Annotated in this window: 20 protein-coding genes; 12 read left to right on the top strand and 8 right to left on the bottom strand. The window is 65.8% G+C overall.

Annotation, left to right across the window (positions count from 1 at the left end; genetic code table 11):
- Positions 1-19: 19 nt before the first annotated feature.
- The 4 genes from ASE52_RS00335 to ASE52_RS00320 all read right to left on the bottom strand — a co-directional run bounded on the left by ASE52_RS00335 (position 20) and on the right by ASE52_RS00320 (position 5109).
- Complete coding sequence (locus tag ASE52_RS00335; protein ID WP_057222941.1) at positions 20-1225, bottom strand: M20 aminoacylase family protein; 1206 nt, start codon at positions 1223-1225, stop codon at positions 20-22.
- On the bottom strand, positions 1225-2583 hold the full coding sequence (locus ASE52_RS00330) for an LLM class flavin-dependent oxidoreductase (protein WP_057222940.1): 1359 nt from the start codon (positions 2581-2583) through the stop codon (positions 1225-1227). The genes ASE52_RS00335 and ASE52_RS00330 overlap by 1 nt, the downstream gene beginning before the upstream one ends.
- A 37-nt stretch (positions 2584-2620) precedes the next feature.
- Positions 2621-3622 carry an LLM class flavin-dependent oxidoreductase gene (locus ASE52_RS00325; RefSeq protein WP_057225028.1) on the bottom strand — a complete coding sequence of 334 codons (1002 nt, stop codon included), beginning with the start codon at positions 3620-3622 and terminating at the stop codon, positions 2621-2623.
- 131 nt (positions 3623-3753) lie between these two features.
- Entirely contained in the window at positions 3754-5109 is a 1356-nt protein-coding gene (locus ASE52_RS00320) for a branched-chain amino acid ABC transporter substrate-binding protein (RefSeq protein ID WP_057222939.1), read from the bottom strand.
- A 92-nt stretch (positions 5110-5201) separates the two neighbouring features.
- Between ASE52_RS00320 and ASE52_RS00315 the strand changes: the two genes are divergently transcribed.
- Complete coding sequence (locus ASE52_RS00315; RefSeq protein ID WP_057222938.1) at positions 5202-5591, top strand: Hsp20/alpha crystallin family protein; 390 nt, start codon at positions 5202-5204, stop codon at positions 5589-5591.
- Positions 5592-5756: 165 nt separating this feature from the next.
- Here the strand turns inward: ASE52_RS00315 and ASE52_RS00310 are convergent, their stop codons facing one another.
- Positions 5757-6728 (bottom strand): helix-turn-helix domain-containing protein, encoded by a 972-nt coding sequence (locus ASE52_RS00310; protein WP_057222937.1) that lies wholly within the window; start codon positions 6726-6728, stop codon positions 5757-5759.
- Positions 6729-6949: 221 nt separating this feature from the next.
- On the opposite strand from ASE52_RS00310, the gene ASE52_RS00305 reads away from it, so the two are divergent.
- The 6 genes from ASE52_RS00305 (at position 6950) to ASE52_RS00280 (ending at position 12978) form a co-directional block, all read left to right on the top strand.
- Positions 6950-8167, top strand: coding sequence for an amino acid ABC transporter substrate-binding protein (locus ASE52_RS00305; RefSeq protein ID WP_057222935.1), 1218 nt, complete (start codon positions 6950-6952; stop codon positions 8165-8167).
- Between the two features lie 6 nt (positions 8168-8173).
- Positions 8174-9052 (top strand): branched-chain amino acid ABC transporter permease, encoded by an 879-nt coding sequence (locus tag ASE52_RS00300; protein WP_057222934.1) that lies wholly within the window; start codon positions 8174-8176, stop codon positions 9050-9052.
- Complete coding sequence (locus ASE52_RS00295) at positions 9049-9990, top strand: branched-chain amino acid ABC transporter permease (protein WP_057222933.1); 942 nt, start codon at positions 9049-9051, stop codon at positions 9988-9990. Before ASE52_RS00300 ends, ASE52_RS00295 begins: the two co-directional genes overlap by 4 nt.
- Positions 9983-10747: an ABC transporter ATP-binding protein gene (locus ASE52_RS00290; protein ID WP_057222931.1), complete on the top strand. Its 765-nt coding sequence runs from the start codon at positions 9983-9985 to the stop codon at positions 10745-10747. Before ASE52_RS00295 ends, ASE52_RS00290 begins: the two co-directional genes overlap by 8 nt.
- The gene (locus tag ASE52_RS00285; protein ID WP_057222930.1) at positions 10744-11454 is read left to right on the top strand and encodes an ABC transporter ATP-binding protein; all 711 of its coding nucleotides are present in this window, start codon (positions 10744-10746) and stop codon (positions 11452-11454) included. The genes ASE52_RS00290 and ASE52_RS00285 overlap by 4 nt, the downstream gene beginning before the upstream one ends.
- Positions 11455-11526: 72 nt before the next feature.
- The gene (locus ASE52_RS00280) at positions 11527-12978 is read left to right on the top strand and encodes an aldehyde dehydrogenase (RefSeq protein WP_057222929.1); all 1452 of its coding nucleotides are present in this window, start codon (positions 11527-11529) and stop codon (positions 12976-12978) included.
- A 72-nt stretch (positions 12979-13050) separates the two neighbouring features.
- Here the strand turns inward: ASE52_RS00280 and tsaD are convergent, their stop codons facing one another.
- Positions 13051-14097, bottom strand: a complete 1047-nt coding sequence (gene tsaD / locus ASE52_RS00275; protein ID WP_057222928.1) for a tRNA (adenosine(37)-N6)-threonylcarbamoyltransferase complex transferase subunit TsaD — start codon at positions 14095-14097, stop codon at positions 13051-13053.
- A gap of 106 nt (positions 14098-14203) precedes the next feature.
- Positions 14204-15370 (bottom strand): branched-chain amino acid ABC transporter substrate-binding protein, encoded by a 1167-nt coding sequence (locus tag ASE52_RS00270; protein WP_010460044.1) that lies wholly within the window; start codon positions 15368-15370, stop codon positions 14204-14206.
- Between the two features lie 206 nt (positions 15371-15576).
- Between ASE52_RS00270 and ASE52_RS00265 the strand changes: the two genes are divergently transcribed.
- From ASE52_RS00265 to ASE52_RS00250, 4 genes are all read left to right on the top strand, one after another.
- The gene (locus tag ASE52_RS00265; RefSeq protein ID WP_029413446.1) at positions 15577-16203 is read left to right on the top strand and encodes an ANTAR domain-containing protein; all 627 of its coding nucleotides are present in this window, start codon (positions 15577-15579) and stop codon (positions 16201-16203) included.
- A gap of 588 nt (positions 16204-16791) precedes the next feature.
- Positions 16792-18036 (top strand): CmpA/NrtA family ABC transporter substrate-binding protein, encoded by a 1245-nt coding sequence (locus ASE52_RS00260; RefSeq protein ID WP_010460041.1) that lies wholly within the window; start codon positions 16792-16794, stop codon positions 18034-18036.
- Between the two features lie 36 nt (positions 18037-18072).
- Positions 18073-19047 carry a nitrate ABC transporter permease gene (gene ntrB / locus ASE52_RS00255; protein WP_057222927.1) on the top strand — a complete coding sequence of 325 codons (975 nt, stop codon included), beginning with the start codon at positions 18073-18075 and terminating at the stop codon, positions 19045-19047.
- On the top strand, positions 19044-19877 hold the full coding sequence (locus ASE52_RS00250; RefSeq protein WP_057222926.1) for an ABC transporter ATP-binding protein: 834 nt from the start codon (positions 19044-19046) through the stop codon (positions 19875-19877). Before ntrB ends, ASE52_RS00250 begins: the two co-directional genes overlap by 4 nt.
- Before the next feature lie 225 nt (positions 19878-20102).
- Here ASE52_RS00250 and ASE52_RS00245 read toward each other — a convergent pair whose 3' ends face one another.
- Positions 20103-20540 carry a CBS domain-containing protein gene (locus ASE52_RS00245; RefSeq protein ID WP_010460036.1) on the bottom strand — a complete coding sequence of 146 codons (438 nt, stop codon included), beginning with the start codon at positions 20538-20540 and terminating at the stop codon, positions 20103-20105.
- Between the two features lie 524 nt (positions 20541-21064).
- Between ASE52_RS00245 and ASE52_RS00240 the strand changes: the two genes are divergently transcribed.
- Positions 21065-21355: a DUF4148 domain-containing protein gene (locus tag ASE52_RS00240; protein ID WP_057222925.1), complete on the top strand. Its 291-nt coding sequence runs from the start codon at positions 21065-21067 to the stop codon at positions 21353-21355.
- Positions 21356-21476 lie beyond the last annotated feature (121 nt).

Genomic DNA, 21476 nt, shown 5'->3' with positions numbered 1-21476 from the left:
CTTTCTCGTGAAAGGGGTCTCAGGCCAGAAACCGCTCGGCCAGCCGCACCCAGTACGTGGCCGAGGGCGCCAAGATGGCGTCGTTGAAGTCGTAGTACGGGCTGTGCAGCGATGCGCCATCGCCATTGCCCACGAACACGTAGCTGCCAGGGCGTTTGAGCAGCATGAAGGCGAAGTCCTCGCTGGCCGTGCGCGGGCGAAAGCCTGCGTCCACGCGCGCTGCACCGAAGGTGTCGATGGCCACACTGCGTGCCAGCTCCGTCTCGGCCTCATGGTTCAGCACGGCCGGGTAGCCGGGCCGGTACAACACATCGGCCGTGGCGCCGAAGCTCTCGGCCTGCGCGCGGGCGATGGCCGGAATGCGCTCTTGCAAGACCGCGCGCACCTCGGGTTTGAAGGCCCGTGCGGTGAGCTTGAGCTCCACACTCTCGGGTACCACGTTGGGCGCATTGCCGCCATGGATGGAGCCCACCGTGACCACGCCCATGTCGAGCGGATCGACATTGCGCGAGACCACCGTCTGCAGCGCGGTGATGATGTGTGCGCTGGCCACCACCGGGTCCACCGTCTCGTGCGGCGCGGCGCCGTGGCCGCCCTTGCCGCGCACGGTGATGGTGATCTGGTCCACCGAGGCCATGGCAGGCCCGGTGACGCAGCCGAAGTGCCCCGCGCCCACGCAGGGCCAGTTGTGCAGGCCGAACACCGCGTCGCACGGAAAGCGCTCGAACAGGCCCTCGCCGATCATGTGCTGTGCACCGCCGCCGTTCTCCTCGGCGGGCTGAAAGATCAGGTTCAGCGTGCCGTCGAAGCGGCCCGACTCGGCCAGGAAGCGCGCGGCCGCCAGCAGCACCGTGGTGTGCCCATCGTGTCCGCAGGCGTGCATCACACCAGCGTTCTGGCTGGCATACGGCAGGCCCGTGGCCTCGGTGATGGGCAGTGCGTCCATGTCGGCTCGGATGCCCAGGGTCTTGGTGCCCTGCCCCCGGCGCAGCGTGCCCACCAGGCCGGTGCCCGCGATGCCGGTGGTCAATTCGTAGCCCCAGGACGCCAGGCGCTCGGCCACAATGGCCGAGGTGCGGTGCTCCTGGAACGACAGCTCGGGGTGCTGGTGCAGGTCCCGGCGCAATGCCTGGAACTCGTGGATGAAGGCGGCAATGCCTTCTTCCACACTTTTCACCCGCTGCACGTCATGCGCCGAAGCTGCTGCTGGCAATACTGCCCCCATCACGCGACCTTCTTCTCTGGCGCCGTGGCTGCATCCGCATCGGCCTGCGCATACCGGCTGGCCTTGCGCGGCAGGCCCAGGTGGTCGCGCAGGGTGTGGCCCGGCAGCGTGCGCTGGTAGCGGCCTCGCGCCTCCAACACGGGGATCACGTGGGTGATGAAATCATCAAGCCCCTGGGACAGCACGGGGAAGCCCAGGATGAAGCCATCGGCAGCACCCTCGTCCACCCAGCGGATGATCTCGTCGGCCACACGCTCGCCGGTGCCCACGAACTGCGAGCGCGGCGTGGCGGCCTCCAGCGCCACCTGGCGCAGGGTCAGGCCGCGCGCCTTTGCATCAGCCTTGATGCGGTCGGTGGTGGAGCGAAAGCTGTTGCGGCCGATCTCGCCCAGCTCCGGGAAGGGCGCGTCCAGCGGGTACTGGCTGAAGTCGTGGTGGTCAAAGTAGCGGCCCAGGTAGGCCAGCGCTTCATCCACCGTGAGCAGCTCGCGGATGGCCTGGTACTTGGCGTCCGCCTCTTCCTGCGTGGCACCCACCACGGGCCCGATGCCGGGGAAGATCTTCACGTCGTCGGCCTGGCGGCCATGCACCACGGCACTGGCCTTGACCTTGCGCAGAAAGCTGCGCGTCTCCTCCACCGACGGCGAATGGGTGAACACCGCATCGGCGTACTTGCCGGCCAGGCCAATGCCCGCATCCGAAGAACCCGCCTGGAAGATCACCGGCTGCCCCTGCGGCGACCGGCCGATGTTGAGCGGCCCCGCCACCTGGAAGAAGCGGCCCTTGTGGTTGAGCGTGTGCAGCTTGGCCGGGTCGAAAAACTGGCCCGTGGCGCGGTTGCGCACCACGGCGTTTTCGTCCCAGCTGTCCCACAGGCCTTGCGTCACCTGCAGGTATTCGTCGGCGATCTCGTAGCGCAGCGCATGGTCGGGGTGGTTGCGGCTGTAGTTGCTGGCCGTGCCCTCCAGCGGCGTGGTCACTACGTTCCAGCCGGCGCGGCCTTTGCTGATGAGGTCCAGCGACGCGAACTGCCGCGCCACCGTGAATGGCTCGCTGTACGAGGTGGAGATGGTGCCCGCCAAGCCAATCTTCGACGTCGCCACGGCCAGCGCAGAGAGTATGGAGATCGGCTCGAAGCGGTTCAGAAAATGCGGGATGGACTTCGCGTTGATGAACAGCCCGTCGGCCACGAAGGCGAAGGCGATGCCGTTGGCCTCGGCCTTCTTCGTGGTCTCGATGTAGAAGTCGAGGTTGACGCTTGCATCCGCGGGGCCTGCGGGGTGCTTCCACGAATTCATGTGGCCGCCTGCGCCATGCAGCATGACGCCGAAACGGATGGGTTGTGGGTTGTTGCTCATGGTGTCTGTTCCTGGGGAAAGTGGTGCAGCGAGCGGGTCAGGCCTCGGCGGTGGCATAGGCGCCCGCCAGCAGCTCCACCGAGGCCAGGCGGTCGGCAAAGCCCGTGACGGGTGTATCGACCACGAACTCTTCGATGCCATAGCGCTCGCTGAGCGCATCGAGTTGCCCGCGCACATGCTCGGGCGAGCCGGCGATCACATGGGGCCGGGTTTCTTCGAGCCGGTAGTCCGCCACGCCGGCCTGGCGCGCAAACTCCGCGGCGGCCTGGGCGCTGGGCAGGTTCACGCTTTGCCCGGTGGACAAATGCAGCTTGAAGACGCGCAATGCGCCCACCAGGCTGTCGGCCTGCGCTTGCGTAGGGGCCACCAGTGCATAGAGCGCCAGCGACGGGGCCCGGCCGGCGGCTTCGCGGTACACGCGCACCGTGCGCTCGATGCTCACCGGGTCGCCGTTGAAATGGCCCGCGTACGTGAAGTGCCAGCCATGCCGCGCCGCCAGCGCCGCGCTGTCGGGGCTGCCGCCGAGCAGGTGGCGCTCGGGCAGGCTGGGTGGTGCGGGGTAGGCCACAGCGCCCGCCAGCGCGTGGTCCGGGTCCAGCGTGCCGTGCAGGAAGGCGTCCAGCTCCGCAAAGCGCGCGCTGAAGTCGGATGGACTGGATTTATCGTGCAGCGCCTGCAGCGCCCGCGTGGACAGCGGCAGGCCGCCGGGCGCCTTGCCCACGCCCAGGTCCACGCGGCCGGGGGCCAGGGATGCGAGCACCTTGAACGCCTCGGCCACCTTGAACGGGCTGTAGTGCTGCAGCATCACGCCGCCAGAGCCGATGCGGATGCGCGAGGTGCGCGCTAGCAGGTGCGCCACCAGCACCTCGGGCGCCGAGCCGGCCAGGCCCGGGTTGCCATGGTGCTCCGCCACCCAGAAGCGGCGGTAGCCCAGTTGCTCGGCGCGCTGGGCCAGCGCTACGGTGCGCTGCAGCGCCTCGGCCGCCGTGGCCCCTTCGGGGATGGGACTTTTGTCGAGCAGGGAAAGGGCGTAGGACACGGTGGAGGCAGCGATTCGCGCATGGGTGATCAATGCGACAAATTTTGTGGCCCGACGGCCTGCACCGGTTGCGCTAACTTTTCATATCGATATGCGGCGCGCGCTGCGCCGCATACCGCCCACGCCGTGGGTCAGGGCCGCTGCATTGTGCAGCTGTGGGGCTGCTGCGCCTTGGCGGCGGCGATCTGCCGCACCACGCGAAAGCCGTAGCCCGAGCCTTCCACGTCGAACTTCACGCCCGGTGCGCCCTTCTTGTCCATCACGCCCACCACCAGCGCCTGCTGGAACTGGTGGTCCGCCGCGCGCATGCTGCCCCCCTGGCCCGAGAGCTGCACGTTGGCGCTCTCCATCTGCCGCGCCACAGCCAGGGCGTCGGTGCTGCCCGCGCGCTCGATCGACTGGGCCAGCGCCTCGACCATGAGCTGCATGCGCATGTGCACGTAGTCATCTTGCGGCTTGGGAAAGCGCGTGCGGAACGATTGGTAGAACGCCTCGCTCTGCGCGCCCGGCACATTGGGCAGCCAGTCGGCCACGGCCACCACCTTGCCGATGCCCGCGTCACCGATGGCGGCGGGCGCACCCAGTGCGTTGCCGTAGAAGGTGTAGAAGCTGCCTTCGTAGCCCACTTCGCGCGCGGCCTTCACCAGCAGCGTGAGGTCGTTGCCCCAGTTGCCGGTGACCACGGCCTGCGCGCCGCTGGTCTTGATCTTCACCGCATAGGGCGCGAAGTCCTTCACGCGGCCGATGGGGTGCAGCTCGTCACCCACCACGGCCACATCGGGGCGCTGGGCGGCCAGTTGCTTTTTCGCCTCGCGCAGCACGGCCTGGCCGAAGCTGTAGTCCTGGCCGATGAGGTAGACGCTCTTCAAGGCCTTGTCCTCGCGCATCACTTCCATGAGCGCGGCCATGCGCATGTCGGCATGGGCGTCGAAGCGAAAGTGCCAGAAGCTGCATTTCTCGTTGGTGAGGATGGGGTCCACCGCCGAGTAGTTCAAAAAGATCACGCGCTTGTTCGGCTCGCGCTCGTTGTGCTTGTTGATGGTCTCGATCAACACCGCCGCGGTGGCCGACGAATTGCCCTGCAGGATGACCTGCGCGCCGTCGTCGATGGCCGCGCGCAATGCCGACAAGGCCTCTTCGTTCTGGCCCTTGCTGTCGTAGCGCTCCAGGCTCAGCAAGCGAGGCCCACCCGCGCTGGCCGGCAGCTGCACACCGCCGCGCGCGTTCACGCGTTCCATGGCCCAGTAGACGTTGCGATACACCGCCTCGCCCGTGTTGGCAAAGGCCCCCGACAGGCTTTCGATGAGGGCCACCTTGACCGGTTTGGCCTGCGTCTGGGCTGTGCCTGCAGCGACGCCTGGCGCGCCCTGGGCATGGCTGGCAGACAAAGGCATCAGAGCGCACACCAGCGCTGTGGCGGCCGCCAAAACCGGTTGACGTAATGCCGCTGTGGCTGTTTTCAAGCCCACGGAACGCAATTTATTCATGCCATTTTTCCCTTGAAAAGCAACCCGGCCGTACACAACTCCTTGGCATGCGGCGACCACGTCGAGAGCCGCGCAGTTTATAGGAGTTACCCATGATCTTCGCCCCCGTGATCCGCCGTGCCGCTTACGCCCAATCCCCCCGTTCTGCAGACCTCGCGCTGCAGCGTTTTCTGATGGGCGCACTGGCCGCACCTGCCGCTGCCACCTCTGCCGGCTGCACCGTGACCCAGGACGAAAAGACCACCACCTTGCAGCTGGATGTACCCGGCCTCGCCCGCGAGCAGCTGTCCATCAGCATCGAAGGCAACCAGGTTCGCCTGCAAAGCGTAGAAGGCGCGCCCCGCCAAGTGCAACGCGCCTGGGAGCTGGCTACCGACATTGACGCAGCCAACAGCTCTGCCAAGCTCGAAAACGGCGTGCTGACTCTGACGCTGGCCCGCCTGGAGCCCGTGAGCAAAGCCACGCAGCTGAGCATTCAGTAAACGGCTGTGCTTGCACAGTCGCCCGCCCGCCCAGGGCAGGCCACCAGCCCCCAAGCACGACTGCTATTGATTCAATAGCTGGAAGCGCCCTTACCGCAAGCGGTAGGGGCGTTTTTCTTGTGAAACGATCTGCCGACAGGCGTGCGATGCGGCCCGGGAGCGTGCTCAGTGCGCCAAAGCCGGCACCCGGGCCCTCGTGCGGTATTCGCTGGGGCTGCAGCCCACATGGGCGCGAAACACGCGGCTGAAATGTGCGCTGTTGGAAAAGCCCCAGGACAGCGCGATGTCCGTGACCGAACGCTGCACCTGCGCGCTGCTGCGCAGGTCTTGCAGACAAGCCTCCAGCCTTCGGTGCTGGATCATGGTGGCCAGCGTGTTCTCCTCGTCGGCCACCGCGTTGTACAGGTGCCGCTTGCTGCAGTTGAGCGCCTGCGCAATGCGGTCGATGGTGAGGTCCGGGTCTGCGAGGTGGCGGTCGATGTACTGGCCGATGCGGTCGCGCAGGGCCTCGCGCTGCGACACGGCGCTGTGCTGGCCGTTGCGCTCCAGCAGCGACAGCTGCACCAGGTGCGTGATCACGTCGGCCACGCCGTCGGCAGCGGCGTCGGACATGCTAGGCAGCTCGGTAAACGCCGCGCGCATGGTGTCCCACGCCAGGCGCGACACGCCCGTGGTGCCTGAAAACCGCTGCACCATCAGGTCGTCGAGCTTGAGCTTGCGCTCGGGCAGTTGTTCCTTGGGGATCATCAGCACCATCTGGCGCACGGCCTCGGGGTTGCTCACAGCGTAGGCACGCGTGGTGTCGTACACGCTCCATTCGCCGGGCGACAGCCACACCTGGCGGCCGTTCTGCTCGAAGCAGGCGCGCCCTTCGAGCTGCGCCACCACCTTGATGTAGGCCCGGTCGCTGCTGCGGATGAGGCTGGGGGTGCGCACCACGCGGTGGCGGCTCACGTCCAGCTGGCACAGGTTGATGTAGCCCGCCTGGCCCGACGTGATGTGGCCCGCAAATGCCTCGTCGCCGAAGGCATCGGACTCCAGCCCGCCAATGAGGCGCCACACCGCATCGCCCCACAGGTGCAGGCGGTCGCGCGGTGGCACGGTGTCGGTCGATACCTCGGTCAGAGGGTGGGCCATGGTTGTCTCCAGTCGTCATGCAGACGGTGCCGCCTGTCTCAGCGGGATTATCGGCCGCGCCGCTATTCCTGCGGCGGGCACGGAAATCCGGGTAAACCCCCTGCGCCGTGCACGCTGGGACAAGGCTTTTGTGCACGCTCAGCCCAGCGCACCGGGCAGCGTCTTCCTACGATCCGGGTACGGCCTGCACTGCGCGGGCCTCCCATCCGAGGAGACACACAATGACAACGCATTCACCGTCCCAACCCTCCAAGCGCCAATGGATCAAGGGGGCCGCCGCCACCGTGGGCGCGCTGGCCGTAGCGCCGCAGCTGCTCGCGCAAGGCAGTGGCAGCGGCCCCGTGCGCATCGGCTACGCGATTGCCCGCACGGGCCCCTGGGCCGCAGGCGCACAGGTCAGCCAGGAGCCCAACTACCTGCTGTGGGCCGAACAGGTCAATGCGGCGGGCGGCCTGAGCATCAAGGGCGCCAAGCGCCCCATCGAACTCATCGGCTACGACGACCGCAGCGAGACCGAGACCTGCGTGCGCACGTTTGAAAAACTCATGGGCAGCGACAAGGTGGACCTGATCCTGCCGCCCTGGGGCTCGGGCGCCAACTTCGCCATCGCCCCGCTGGCCAACCGCTTCGGCTACCCGCTGCTGGCGCCCACCGCCCTGTCGCGCAAGCTGATCGACATGAACCTGCCCTACTTCTTCTCGCTCTTGCAGCAGCCCGACAAGATGATGGGCGCGCTGGTGGACATGTTGGTGGCCAACGGCGTGAAGTCGGTGGCCATCGTCTACATGGACGACCTGTTCGGCCTCGAAAACTTCGCGGCGCTGAACAACGCACTCAAGAAGACCAACATCCAGGTGGTGGAACGCAAGAGCTACCCGCTGGGCGTGAAGGACCTGGCGCCCGTGCTGCGCGGCATCAAGGACCAGAACCCCGACGCCTTCATCGGCATCACCTACCCCCCCGACACCATCCTGGCCAGCCGCCAGGCGCGCGAGGTGGGGCTGAACCCCAAGTTCTTCTACGCCTCGGTGGGCACGGCCTTCCAGCTGTACAAGAACGTGATGCAGGCCAACACCGAGGGTGTGATCGGCATGGGATCGTGGAGCGTGAAGACCAGCCCCGAGGCCAAGGCCTACTTCGACGCCCACGTGAAGAAGTTCAACAAGGAGCCCGACCGCTGGGCCAGTGGCCATGCCTGGGCGGGCCTGCAGATCCTGCAGCAGGCCGTGGAGAAGGTGGGGCTGGACCGCAAGGCGCTGCGCGAGCACATCGCCAAGAATGAGTTCAAGACCATCCTGGGCGGCATCCGCTTTGCGGGCAGCGAGAACGCCTCCATCCCGGGCACGGTGAGCCAGTGGCAGGGCAGCGACTTCGAAGTGGTGTGGCCCAAGGACCGCGCCACAGCGCAGCTGAACACCAACAAGCCCGCCTGGAAGTAACACGGAATGTCCCTGACCTCCTGGGCCGAACTGGTCGCCAGTGGCCTCATTACCGGCGGCATCTACGCGCTGGTGGCCATGGGCCTGAACCTGCAGTACGGGCTGATGCGCATCATGAACATCTCGCATGGCGAGTTTGTGATGCTCGGCGCCTTCATCACCTGGTGGGCGCACACTGCCTGGGGCTGGTCGCCCTTGCTGCTGATGCCCATCGCCTTCATCGCGCTGTTCGTTCTGGGCGTGGCGGTGCATGCGCTGTGCTTCAAGCGCCTGGCGGCGCGCGCGCCGAACGTGGACGTGTTCGAGGCGCGCAGCCTGATGGTGGGCTTCGGCCTGATGTTCCTGGTGCAGAACACCGCGCTCTTGATCTGGGGCGGCGACCTGCGCGGCTACGAATACCTGGCCGACCCGGTGCAGATCGCGGGCATGCGCTTCACCGAGAACAAGCTGGTGCTGTTCGGCGTGGCGCTGGCGCTGTCGGCCGCGCTGATCGCGCTGCTCAAGCTCACGCTGCTGGGCAAGGCCGTGCGGGCGCTGATGCAGTCGCCCACGGGGGCACAGCTGGTGGGCATCAACACCCGGCGCCTGCACCCGATGATGTTCGGCATTGGCCTGGGCCTGTCGGGCGTGGCGGGGGCGCTTCTGTCGATGACCTACGAGATCTCGCCCTCGATGGGCGAGCCCTATACCGTGACGGCGCTGATCGTGATCACGCTGGGCGGCTTCGGCAGCCTGGCGGGCAGCCTGGCCGGCGGCCTGCTGCTGGGTGTGGTCGAGGCCCTGGGCATGCACTTCAGCAGCCCCTCTCTCAAGATGCTGCTGAGCTATGCGGTGTTCATCGGCGTGCTGATCTGGCGCCCCAACGGCCTCTTCTCCAAAAAATGAAATCTCTCCATTCCAACAAGCCCTGGCTCGCGCTGGCCGTGGGCACGGCCGTGGTCGGCACCCTGCCCTGGCTGGTGTCCGAGTTCGTGGCCTCGGTGCTGCTCAGCTGCCTGATGTACATCGCGCTGGCCACCAGCTGGTCGCTGTTCTGCGGCACCACGCGCTACCTCTCGCTGGCCACCTCGGCCTTCTTCGGCATCGGGGCCTATGCCAGCGCCACATTGCTGGAAGTGCTGCCCTGGCCGCTGGTGATCGTGGCCGGCGCGCTGATCGCCGCCGTGGTGGCCGTGGTCATGGGGGCCGCCGTGCTGCACCTGCGCGGCACCTATTTCGCGGTGCTGACCTTCGGCACGACGGAGCTCATCCGCCACGCGGTGACCTTTGTCGAAAAGCAGGTCTCGGGCACGGTAGGCCGTGTGCTCACGGTGGTGCCCAGCAACGAGACGGTGTACCTCACGGTGCTGCTGATCGCGGCGGCCGCCATTGCCACGGCCATCGCCATCCAGCGCAGCCGCTTCGGCCTGGCGCTCTCGGGCATCGGTGCCGACGAGCAGCGCGCCCAGACCCTGGGCGTGGACACGCGCCTGGCCAAGATCGCGGGCTTCGGCATCACGGCCGCGTTTGCGGGCGCCGTGGGCGCGGCCATGGCCGTGCGCTGGACCTACATCGAGCCGGCCGCCGTGTTCAGCCCCTTCATCGGCTTCCAGACGGTGCTGATCGCGCTGATCGGCGGCGCGGCCAGCATCGGCGGGCCGGTGCTCGCGGCCATCGTCTTCAGCCTGCTGGCCGAGACGCTGCGCCTGCAGCTGCCCTATGGCTACATGATGGTGCTGGGCCTGCTGCTGATCCTGTGTGTGATGTACCTGCCCAACGGGCTGGCCACGCTGTGGCAGCGCAAGCGGGCAGCCACGCCTGCAACGGAGGCCGGCCATGTCTGAAGCCCTGCTGACCATCGACAGCGTGACCGTGCGCTTTGGCGGGCTGACCGCCGTGGACGGCGTGAGCGCCACGCTGCATGCCGGCGAGCTCATCGGCATCATCGGCCCCAACGGCGCGGGCAAGACCACCTTCTTCAACGCCATCTCGGGCGTGCAGCCCCCCACCTCGGGCACGCTGCACTGCGCTGCCGACAACCTCACCGGCAAGGGCCCGCACCACTATGCGGCCCACGGCATCGCGCGCACCTTCCAGACGCCGCGCGTATTCCCGGACATGACGGTGCGCGACAACGTGCGCTTCGGCATGCAGTTCGCGGGCCGCCACCGCCAGGGGCCTGTGGGCCTGCGCAATGAGGACGAGATCCTGGCCATGTTGGGCCTGTCAGCCCTGGCCGACCGGCCCGCCGCCGACGTGACACCGTCGCAGCAGCGCCTGCTGGAGATCGGCATGGCACTGGGCACGCGACCACGCCTCTTGCTGCTCGACGAGGTGGCCGCCGGCCTGACCGAGGCCGAGGTCGATGCCATGGCCCAGCGCATCCGCCGCCTGCGAGATGACTGGGGCCTCACGGTGGTGTGGATCGAGCATGCGGTGACCACGCTGCTCAAGTACGTGGAGCGCGTGCTGGTGCTGCACCAGGGCCGCAAGATCGCCGATGGCACGCCCGCCGAGGTGGTGCGCAACCCGGAGGTGATCGAGGCCTACCTGGGCGATGAGATGGGCACACAGGCAACGCCCGAAGGAGCCACGGCATGAGCGGCGCACACCTCACGGTACAAGGGCTGGTCACGGGCTACAACGGCTTTCAGGTGCTGCAGGACCTGTCGCTCGAAGCCCAGCCCGGCATCACGGTGATCGTCGGCCCCAACGGCGCCGGCAAGACCACGCTGCTCAAGGCCCTGGCCGGCCTGCTGCCGCGCCAGGGCACGGTGCAGCTCGACGGCCAGGCCGTGCCGGCCCTCAATGCGACCGCCTGCGTGCAGCGCGGCCTGGCCCTGGTGGCCGAGGGCCGCCAGCTGTTCCCGCAGATGACGGTGACCGAGAACCTGGAGCTCGGCGGCTGGCTGGTGCCCTCGCGCGTGCGCGCCGAGCGCCTGGCCCAGGCCTTCGAGGACTTTCCGCGCTTCAAGGAGCGAGCGCAGCAACTGGCTGGCACCATGAGCGGTGGCGAGCAGCAGATGGTGGCCGTGGCCCGCGCCATGATGAGCGGACCGCGCCTGTTGATGCTGGACGAGCCCTCGCTGGGCCTGGCACCGCGCATGGTGGACGAGCTGCTGGCCATCGTGCAGCGCATCGCGGCGCAGGGCGTCACCGTGCTCATGGTGGAGCAGAACGTGCGCAAGGCGCTGCAGGTGGCGCAACGCGGCTATGTGCTGGAGCGCGGGCGCATCGTGGCGTCCGGAGAGGCCTCGACCTTGTTGCAATCGGATGCAGTGCAGCAGGCGTATCTCGGCGTAGCCTAGCCGCTGCCCTATTCCCCTCATTTTTTTCTTGATCGAACTTCCTTCGTTCTTGTTGTCCAGGAGACTTTTCCCATGACTGCCATTTCCATGCTGATCCACGGCGAGCGCGTGCAAGCCACCGGCGGCGCGACTTTCGAGCGCCGCAACCCGCTCGACGGCTCCGTGGCCACCACCGCCCCCGCCGCCACCGTGGCCGATGCCAAAGCCGCCGCAGACGCCGCCGCCAAGGCCTTCCCGGCCTGGTCGGCCCTGGGCCCCAATGCGCGCCGTGCGCTGTTGCTCAAGGCTGCACACGCGCTCGAAGCCAAGGGCGAAGCCTTTGCCGCCGCCATGGCCGCCGAGACGGGCGCGTCGGGCCTGTGGGCCGGTTTCAACGTGCACCTGGCAGCAGGACTGCTGCAGGAGGCCGCGGCCCTCACCACGCAGATCGCCGGCGAGGTGATTCCGTCGGACGTGCCCGGCAGCCTGGCCATGGGCGTGCGCCAGGCCGCAGGCGTGGTGCTGGGCATCGCGCCGTGGAATGCACCCATCATCCTGGGGGTGCGCGCCATCGCCACGCCGCTGGCCTGCGGCAACACGGTCATCCTCAAGGGCTCGGAGCTGAGCCCCGCCACGCACGGTCTGATCATCGAGGCCCTGCAGGAAGCCGGCCTGCCCCTGGGCGTGGTGAACTTCGTGACCAACGCGCCCGCCGACGCCGGTGCCGTGGTCGAGGCCATCGTGGCTCACCCGGCCGTGCGCCGCGTGAACTTCACCGGCTCCACCAAAGTGGGCCGCATCATCGCGCAGACGTGTGCCAAGTACCTCAAGCCCGTGGTGCTGGAACTGGGCGGCAAGGCCCCGCTGCTGGTGCTGGACGATGCGGATGTGGATGCCGCCGTGGCGGGTACCGTGTTCGGCTCGTTCGCCAACTCGGGGCAGATCTGCATGTCCACCGAACGCATCATCGTGGACAACGCCGTGGCCGACGAGTTCGTGGCCAAGCTGGGCGAGCGCGCCAAGGCACTGCCCCTGGGCGACCCGCGCAAGGGCCCGGTGGTGCTGGGGTCGGTGGTGGACATGGCCACGGTGCACCGCTGCAATGCGCTCATCGACGATGCGCTGGCCAAGGGCGCCACGCTGGTGTGCGGCGGCAAGAGCGAGAACACGCTGATGGCCGCCACCATCCTCGACCACGTGACGGCCGACATGGACATCTACCGCGAGGAGTCTTTCGGCCCGGTCAAGCCGGTGGTGCGTGTGAACGGCGTGGAGGAGGCGATCGCCTGTGCCAACGACAACGAGTTCGGTCTGTCATCCGCCGTGTTCAGCCGCGATGTGGCGAAGGCGTGGAATGTGGCGGCGCGCATTGAGTCGGGGATTTGCCACATCAACGGCCCCACGGTGCACGACGAAGGGCAGATGCCGTTCGGGGGGGTGAAGAGTTCGGGGTACGGGCGGTTTGGGGGGATGGCGGGGGTGCGGGAGTTTACGGAGCTGCGGTGGATTACGGTGCAAACGACGGCGCGGCACTATCCGTTCTGATTTTTTGGTAGTTCTTTTGGGCTCTGGCGCTTATTCATCAATCGGTGGAGGCCATTTTTAATCGCAATCCAGTCACCCAGCAACCGTAATCGCATCCAACGGCCACCGTGGCTTCACATCAAACGCATAGTCCGCCCGGGCCTCCTGCTGCCCCGCCTGCAACCGCATTGCCGCCGCCATGGCAATCATCGCGCCGTTGTCCGTGCACAGGTGCAGCTCCGGGTAATGCACCCGCACCTTGGCGGCGGCACAGGCGGCATTCAGCTGCGCCCGCAAGTGCCTATTGGCCCCCACGCCACCCGCCACCACCACGCGCTTCAAGCCCGTCTGCTTCAACGCCGTCAGCGTCTTCTTCACCAGCACATCCACAATCGCCGCCTCGGTGCTGGCCGCCAGGTCGGCCTTGCGCACTTGCAGCTCGTCACCCAGCTTTTTGGACTGCGTCAGCACCGCCGTCTTCAGCCCGGCAAAAGAGAAATCTAGGTTGCCGCTGTGCAGCAGCGGGCGCGGCAGCTTGAAGGCCGCCGGGTCGCCCTGCTCGGCCAGGCGTGAGAGCGCTGGCCCGCCGGGGTAGCCCAGGCCCATGAGCTTGGCGGACTTGTCAAACGCTTCACCGGCGGCATCGTCGATGGTTTCGCCCAGGATCTCGTAGCGGCCCACCCCATCCACCCGCATCAACTGGGTGTGCCCGCCAGAGACCAGCAGGGCCACGAAGGGGAACTCGGGCGGGTCCGCGCTCAGGAAGGGCGACAGCAAATGCCCCTCCAGGTGGTGCACGCCCAGCACCGGCTTGTCCAGCGCCGCCCCCAGTGCGCAGGCCACCCCTGCGCCCACCAGGAGCGCACCGGCCAGGCCTGGGCCACGCGTGTAGGCCACGACATCCACATCCGCCAGCGTCTGGCCGGACTCGGTGAGCACCTGCGTGGCCAGCGGCAGCACGCGGCGGATGTGGTCGCGGCTGGCCAGCTCGGGCACCACGCCACCGTAGGCCTGGTGCATCTCGATCTGGCTGTGCAGCGCATGCGCCAGCAATGTGGGCACGGCATGGCCCGTCGAACGGACCAGTGCCACGCCCGTTTCGTCGCACGAAGATTCAATACCGAGTATCAGCAAGCTCATGCCCCGAGTGTAAAACCCGGCCTCGCGCAGGGCCTGATGCAAAAACCCCTGCTGGCGCTGGCCAGCAGGGGTTGTTCAAAGCCATGCCGCCTGAAGAACCGGCCGGCTACCAGCGGTCCGAACGCATGCGCAGCTCCCAGCTGCCGCTGCGCAGTTCGTACACGCCCACGGCGCCGTAGCGCTGTTCGCCCTTTTCGTCCCAGCTCATGGTGCCGATCACGGGGGCATAGCCGTTGATGCCGTGCATGGCCTTGGTGATCTCTTTGGGGTCGGCAGACTTGGCCTTCTGGATGGCGGCGGTCAGCACGTAGGTGCTGTCGTAGCTGTAGTGGCCACCATAGGCGGGCGGCTTCTTGTAGGCCTCGATGTACTTTTCAAGGAAGGGCTTGCCGGTGGTGAACTCTTTGGCTTCGAGCACGGGCGACGTTGCATACAGCCCCTCGACAATGCCAGCGCCCTTGGCCATGTCGGTGGTCTTGATGGTGTCGCCGCCCAGCAGGCTGACCTTGGTGTGGCCCACCTTGCGCAGCGACTCCAGCAGTGCCAGGGCCTGGAAGTCGTTGAGGGTGGAGACGATCACCTCCACCTTGGCGGCCTTCAGTTCGCCCGCGAGTTCGTCGAATGCCGTGGTCTTGTCGTCAAACGACTTGCGCACCACCACCTCTTTCTTCTCGGCCTTGAGCTGCGCAGCGGCCCCGTCGGCCAGGCCCTTGCCATAGGGCGTGCCATCGTCCAGCGCGGCGTAGCGGGCGGCGCCCAGCTGCGTCGCAGCAAACGAGCCGATGGCGCGTGCCTGCAGGGTGTCGTTGGCTACCATGCGGAACGTGGTGGGAAAACCCATCTGGGTGAACTTGGGATTGGTCGAGATGGCGATCTGGGGAATGTCCTTGGCCGCATAGATCGGCGCGGTCTCGATGCTCACCCCTGAATTCAGATGCCCGATCACGGCCACCACGCCGGAGTCCACCAGCTGCTGTGCCACGGTCTTGCCGGTGGCGGCATCGGCCTTGTCATCCACCGACACCACCTCCAGCGTCACGCGTTTGCCGTCCACGCTGTAGCCGCCCTTGTTGAGCTCTGCCACGGCCAGGTTCACCCCGTTGAGCAAATCCTGCCCCAGCGCGCCCAGCGGGCCGCTCAGCGGCTGGGCCACACCGATCTTGATGGTGTCGGGCACCTTGCTGCAACCTGTCAACACCAGCAGCGCGGATACCGCCACGGTGGTCAGGGCCAAGCCGGCAGAGATATGCCGCCGGTCAATGTGCTTGTTCATGCAAATCCTCTTGAATAGGTCAATGTGAGCAGATGTATATGCGACGCAGCCGGGGAGGTGCTATCGGGTATGCCCTGCCCATCGCCAAACTATTAGCAAGTTTCAGGCCCCGCAAGGTGAAAAAGCCTGCCCTGGGCGAAGAACCCTTGGCGTGCACCGCTTCGATGCACCAATTTATGGCGTAAAAATTGCTTATGCTCCAGGGTATGAACGAGTCTTTGCGCATCGTGGTGGTTGCCCCGGATCTGGCGGTCGCCGACCCCGCCGACGAGCATGCCGTGCTGCAGGCGGATCGGTCGCGGGCGCTGCGCATCGGGCTGCTGGAGAACAATTTCAACCTGGTGGCCACGCTGCCCGCTGACGTTTTTCTGAGCGAGCGCATCGCCCAGCTGCAGCCCGACCTCATCATCGTGGACGCCGAAAGCGAAGCCCGCGACGCCCTCGAACACGTCGTGATGGCCACGCGCAATGAACGCCGCCCCATCGTGATGTTCACCAACGATGAAGACACCTCGCACGTCAAGGATGCGGTGGCGGCGGGCGTGTCGGCCTACATCGTGGCGGGCCTGGCCCCCCAGCGCATCCGCCCCATCCTGGACGTGGCCATGGCGCGCTTTCAGCATGAACAAGCCCTGCGCGCCGAGCTGGCCGATGCCAAGACCGAGCTCAAGGACCGCAAGACCATCGACCGCGCCAAGGGCCTGCTCATGCAGCGCCAGGGCCTCAGCGAACAGGCCGCCTACGAAAAGCTGCGCAAGACCGCCATGGACAAGGGCCTCAAGCTGGTGGACGTGGCCCAGCGCATGCTCGATGTGATGGACTTGCTGGGCTGAGCACCTGTTCACGATTTCCCAAGGAACCGCGTTGGTGCACCATCGGTAGATGGCGAATTCTGCGGATGCCCTGCAGGGGTCAAGACCCCGGGCGCAGGATGCTAGCCGGGACTGCCGGAGGCCGGTTTGCCACACATTGCCGCCCGTGCGGCACTGCCCAGCAGCCTCCAAGGCCCCGCGCCCAAGCTCGCCTTCACGCCCTCCTGTTTCACCCCGGCTGCACCCGGTCCGGATGGTGCGCCGCACAAAGGCAGTGCAACTTGTTCACCAACCTGCATGGCGACAGTTTTGACGAACAACAGACCGCCAGCGCTTATTCATAAAGCATATTCAGCTATTTAATCCATAGCATTTCGCGCCCCACGATGGCGCAATCCATGCTGGCACGCTGCTTGCATAACCCATGGCGAGACCAATGACGGTCCCACCACTGACAGCACTGACCCAATGGCGGGCCGGTGCTGGCTCAAAGCCCCCAAATGGGCTTTGCCATGGACAAAGGCGTCCCTCTCCGCGGCCGGTTTGCAAATGCAACCAGCCCAGGGGAGGACGCCTTTTTTGCTTTGTAACGACGCGAGGAAATGCCCCATGACCGATCTGTTGAAAACCAGTCTCAACCGCCGCACCGTGCTGCAGGCCGCTACCGTTGGCGCCGTGGGCGTGAGCCCCGCCCTGCGTGCACTGGTCCACGCCCAGGGCTCGGACGCCCCCGAGAAGAAGGAAGTCAAGATCGGCTTCATCCCACTGACCGACTGTGCCAGCGTGGTGATGGCCTCGGTGCTGGGCATCGACAAGAAATATGGCGTGACCATCATCCCCACCAAGGAAGCCTCGTGGGCCGGTGTGCGCGACAAGCTGGTGAATGGCGAACTCGACTTTGCCCACGTGTTGTACGGCCTGGTCTACGGCGTGCACCTGGGCCTGGCTGGCCCCAAGAAGGACATGGCCGTGCTGATGAACCTGAACCAGAACGGCCAGGCCATCACGCTGTCCAAGAAACTCGCCGACAAGGGCGCCGTCAACGGCGCGGGCCTGGCCAAGCTGATGGCCAGCGAGAAGCGCGAATACACCTTCGCGCAGACCTTCCCCACCGGCACACACGCCATGTGGCTGTACTACTGGCTGGCGGCCCATGGCATCGACCCGATGAAAGACGCCAAGGTCATCACCGTGCCGCCGCCACAGATGGTGGCCAACATGCGCGTGGGCAACATGGACGGTTTCTGCGTGGGCGAGCCCTGGAACCACCGCGCCATCATGGACGGCATCGGAGTGACCGCCACCACCACGCAGGACATCTGGAAGGACCACCCCGAAAAGGTGCTGGGCACCACGTCCGAATTCGTGCAGAAGTACCCCAACACGGCGCGCGCCGTGACAGCCGCCATCCTGGAGGCCAGCAAGTGGATCGACGAAGGCCTGGCCAACAAGAACAAGATGGCCGAGACCATTGCCGGCAAGGCCTACGTGAACACGGGTGTCGATGCGATCAACCAGCGCATCCTGGGCCGCTACCAGGACGGCATGGGCAAGACCTGGGACGACCCCAACCACATGAAGTTCTTCAACGAAGGCACGGTGAACTTCCCGTACCTCACGGACGGCATGTGGTTCCTCACGCAGCACAAGCGCTGGGGCCTGATGAAGGACCACCCCGACTACCTGGGTGTCGCCAAGGCCGTGAACCGCATCGACGTCTACAAGCAGGCCGCCACGGCCTCCAAGACGCCGTTGCCCAAGACCGAGATGCGCAGCAGCAAGTTCATGGACGGTGTGGTGTGGGACGGCAAAGACCCCGCCAAGTACGCCGACAGCTTCAAGATCAAGGCGTAAGCGCCCTGCCCCGTCCACCCAGCACAGGAGAACACCATGGTCAGTGCCGTCTTTCACTCCCCGTTGGATGCAGCCCCCGTGGTTGCACAGAATGCTATGAATAATGTAGCTACCAGCGCTTTACCTGCAAGCGCCAGAAGCCAAAAACAGCTAAAACCCGCACCGCTGGCGCCCCCCGCACCAGCGGTGGCTGCTGCCGCGGCCCCAGCCGGCCGCGACTGGGCGGCGCTGTCGCGCAGCTTCTGGATGGCAGTGCTGCCGCCGCTGTGTGGCCTGGGCTTGCTGGTGGGTCTGTGGGCCGTGGTGTCAGCCACCACGGGCAACAGCATTCCCGGCCCGGTGGAAACCTGGAAGCAGGCGCTGGAAATCTTCAGCAACCCGTTCTACCGCAACGGCCCCAATGACCAGGGCGTGGGCTGGAACGTGCTGATGTCGCTCGAACGCGTGGCCGTCGGCTTTGGCATGGCGGCGCTGGTGGGCATTCCGGCCGGCTTCGTGATCGGGCGCTTCAACTTCCTGTCGCGCATGTTCAACCCGCTGATCAGCCTGCTGCGCCCCGTGTCGCCCCTGGCTTGGCTGCCCATTGGCCTGCTGGTCTTCAAAGGTGCCAACCCGGCCGCCATCTGGACGATCTTCATCTGCTCCATCTGGCCCATGATCATCAACACCGCCGTGGGCGTGCAGCGTGTGCCACAGGACTACATGAACGTGGCCCGCGTGCTCAACCTGTCGGAGTGGAAGATTGCCACCAAGATCCTGTTCCCCGCCGTGCTGCCCTACATGCTGACCGGCGTGCGACTGGCCGTGGGCACGGCGTGGCTCGTGATCGTGGCCGCCGAAATGCTGACTGGCGGCGTGGGCATTGGCTTCTGGGTGTGGGACGAGTGGAACAACCTGAACGTCAAGAACATCATCATCGCGATCTTCGTGATCGGCATTGTCGGGCTGGTGCTGGAGTTTGCACTCATCAAGCTGGCCACCGCATTTACGTTTGAAGAGGTGAAAGCATGAACCCCACCGCAGCATCCACACATCCCTCCATGACCACCAAGTTCATCGAGATCCATGGCGTCGAGCAGACCTTCAAGACGGCAAAGGGCCTGTTCCCTGCGCTGCGCGACATCAACCTGACGATTGCCAAGGGCGAATTCGTGGCGCTGATTGGCCACTCGGGCTGCGGCAAGTCCACCCTGCTGAACCTGATCGCGGGCCTGACCACGCCCACCAACGGTGCACTGCTGTGCGCCAACAAGGAGATCAAGGGCCCGGGGCCGGAGCGCGCCGTGGTGTTCCAGAACCACTCGCTGCTGCCCTGGCTCACCTGCTTCGACAACATCTACCTGGCCGTGGAGCGCGTGTTTGGCGGCAAGGAAACCAAGACCCAGCTCAAGGCCCGCACCGATGCCGCGCTGGCGCTGGTGGGCCTCACGCCGGCAGGGCAAAAGCGCCCTGGCGAGATCTCGGGCGGCATGAAGCAGCGCGTGGGCATCGCCCGGGCGCTCTCCATGGAACCCCAGGTGTTGCTGATGGACGAGCCCTTTGGCGCGCTGGATGCATTGACCCGCGCCAAGCTGCAAGATGAACTGCTGGAGATCGTGGCACGCACCCAGAGCACCGTGGTGATGGTGACGCACGACGTGGACGAGGCCGTGCTGCTGTCCGACAAGATCGTGATGATGACCAACGGCCCCGCTGCCACGATTGGCGAGGTGCTGGCCGTCAACCTGCCCCGCCCCCGCCGCCGTGTGGAACTGGCCGAAGACCCGCAGTACGTGCACTACCGCAAGGCAGTGATCGACTTCCTCTACACCCGCCAGGGGCACGTCGAAAAAGCCGCTTGAGCGGCCGGGTCGGCCGCGACCCGGACACCCAAAACAAAAGGGCTCTGACCAGATCGGTCAGAGCCCTTTTTTCAGCGTTGCGCCAAAAAAAGCCGCCCGCAGAACGCGCACAACCCAAGCCAGTGTCCCAGCGCAAGTGCCGCCCCGCCGGGCTGGGGGCGTCCCCCCTTCCCGCGCGCAGCGCGAGAGACGGGGGAAGGCGCGCAGCGCCTCAGGGGGTTGTCCTTAGTGAGTTCCAGTGATGTAGTGCTCCAGCTGCTCGATGATGAATTTCTGCTCGGAAATGATGTCCTTGACCAGATCGCCAATGGAGATCATGCCCACGAGCTTGCCACCCTCGACCACCGGCAGGTGGCGCAGGCGGTTGTTGCTCATGATCTGCATGCACTGCTCGCTGGTCTGGTCGGGCCGCACAAACAGCACGGAGGTGGTCATCACGTCACGGACCTGCGTGACCGCGGAAGTGCGCCCCATGAGGGCAATCTTTCGCGCGTAGTCGCGCTCGGTAAAGATGCCGGCGATGGACTCGCCCTCCACCGCCAGCAACGCGCCGATGCCCTTGTCGGCCATGAGCTTGAGCGCCTCAAACACCGAAGCGCCGGGGGCAATGGTGTGGACGATGGCGTCCGGTTTGGACTGAAGAATCTTGGCGACGATGGTCATGGGAACCTCCCTCTGTATACCTGAAACAGGCGTAGAGAGATTTCAGCCCATAAGCCCAACGGGCGCAACCCGCGCAAGCCCGATTTGTCACGCTTTTGGGCCGGGTGTGGCAATGGCGATGCATATGTTTCGGCTCTGTTGCATTCGGCCGGACGCGAAACAAACTGAAAAGAACCGAAACCGCGACGAGACGACGCCGGGACAGTGGCCGGGCACGATACAGCCCATGTCCAACGCATTTCCAAAGGAATCAACGCCCACCCTTCTTGCCTCGGATCGATCGCTTGCGACCGGCTGCGGGCCTTTGGCCACGGGCAGGAAACAGGCGCCTGGATTGTTTCCAAAACTGGAACAGTTAGTTTGCGACCAGCTGGTTTTTCTTTACCCCCCTGCGGCGTACAGTTCATCCCATCGATGAGCCGAACCCGCAAGGCGACTCACCGAACCCGGTTTGAAGCAGCTTTCATTTTTGTTCTTTGCTCCGGTTTTTTTGAGACGCTTTTTTAACTTCAAGGATTTTCATCATGAACAAGACCGCACGTTTCCTCTCCCTGGCCGCAGTGGCCGCTTTCGCCTCTTTTGGTGCCCAGGCCGACGAAGCCGATGCTTCGCAGTTCGCTACCAAGTTCGACACCAGCCGCACCCGTGCTGAAGTGGTTGCCGAAGCCGCATCCTCCGTCCAGATGCGCAGCCAGGAGCCTGCTGGCTCCCGCGTGGTGACCTACAAGTCCACGGCCGACCGCGCTGCAGTGCGTGCCGAAGCGGCTGCACAAGCCATGCGCACGGGCCGGGTTGGCCCCGCTGAAGGCGGTTGATTCTTTCTGAATCCACGGCTTTTCCCTCTGCGTATTCCAAGTACCTCACCCCATTTTTTTGAATTTCACTGGAGTTTCACNCATGAACAACACCGCACGTTTCCTCTCTATCGCCGCCGTT

Source organism: Acidovorax sp. Root275 (genome assembly GCF_001428965.1).
In the GTDB taxonomy this organism is placed as follows: Bacteria; Pseudomonadota; Gammaproteobacteria; order Burkholderiales; family Burkholderiaceae_C; genus Acidovorax; species Acidovorax radicis.
This window is presented reverse-complemented; position numbering and strand designations above follow the sequence as displayed.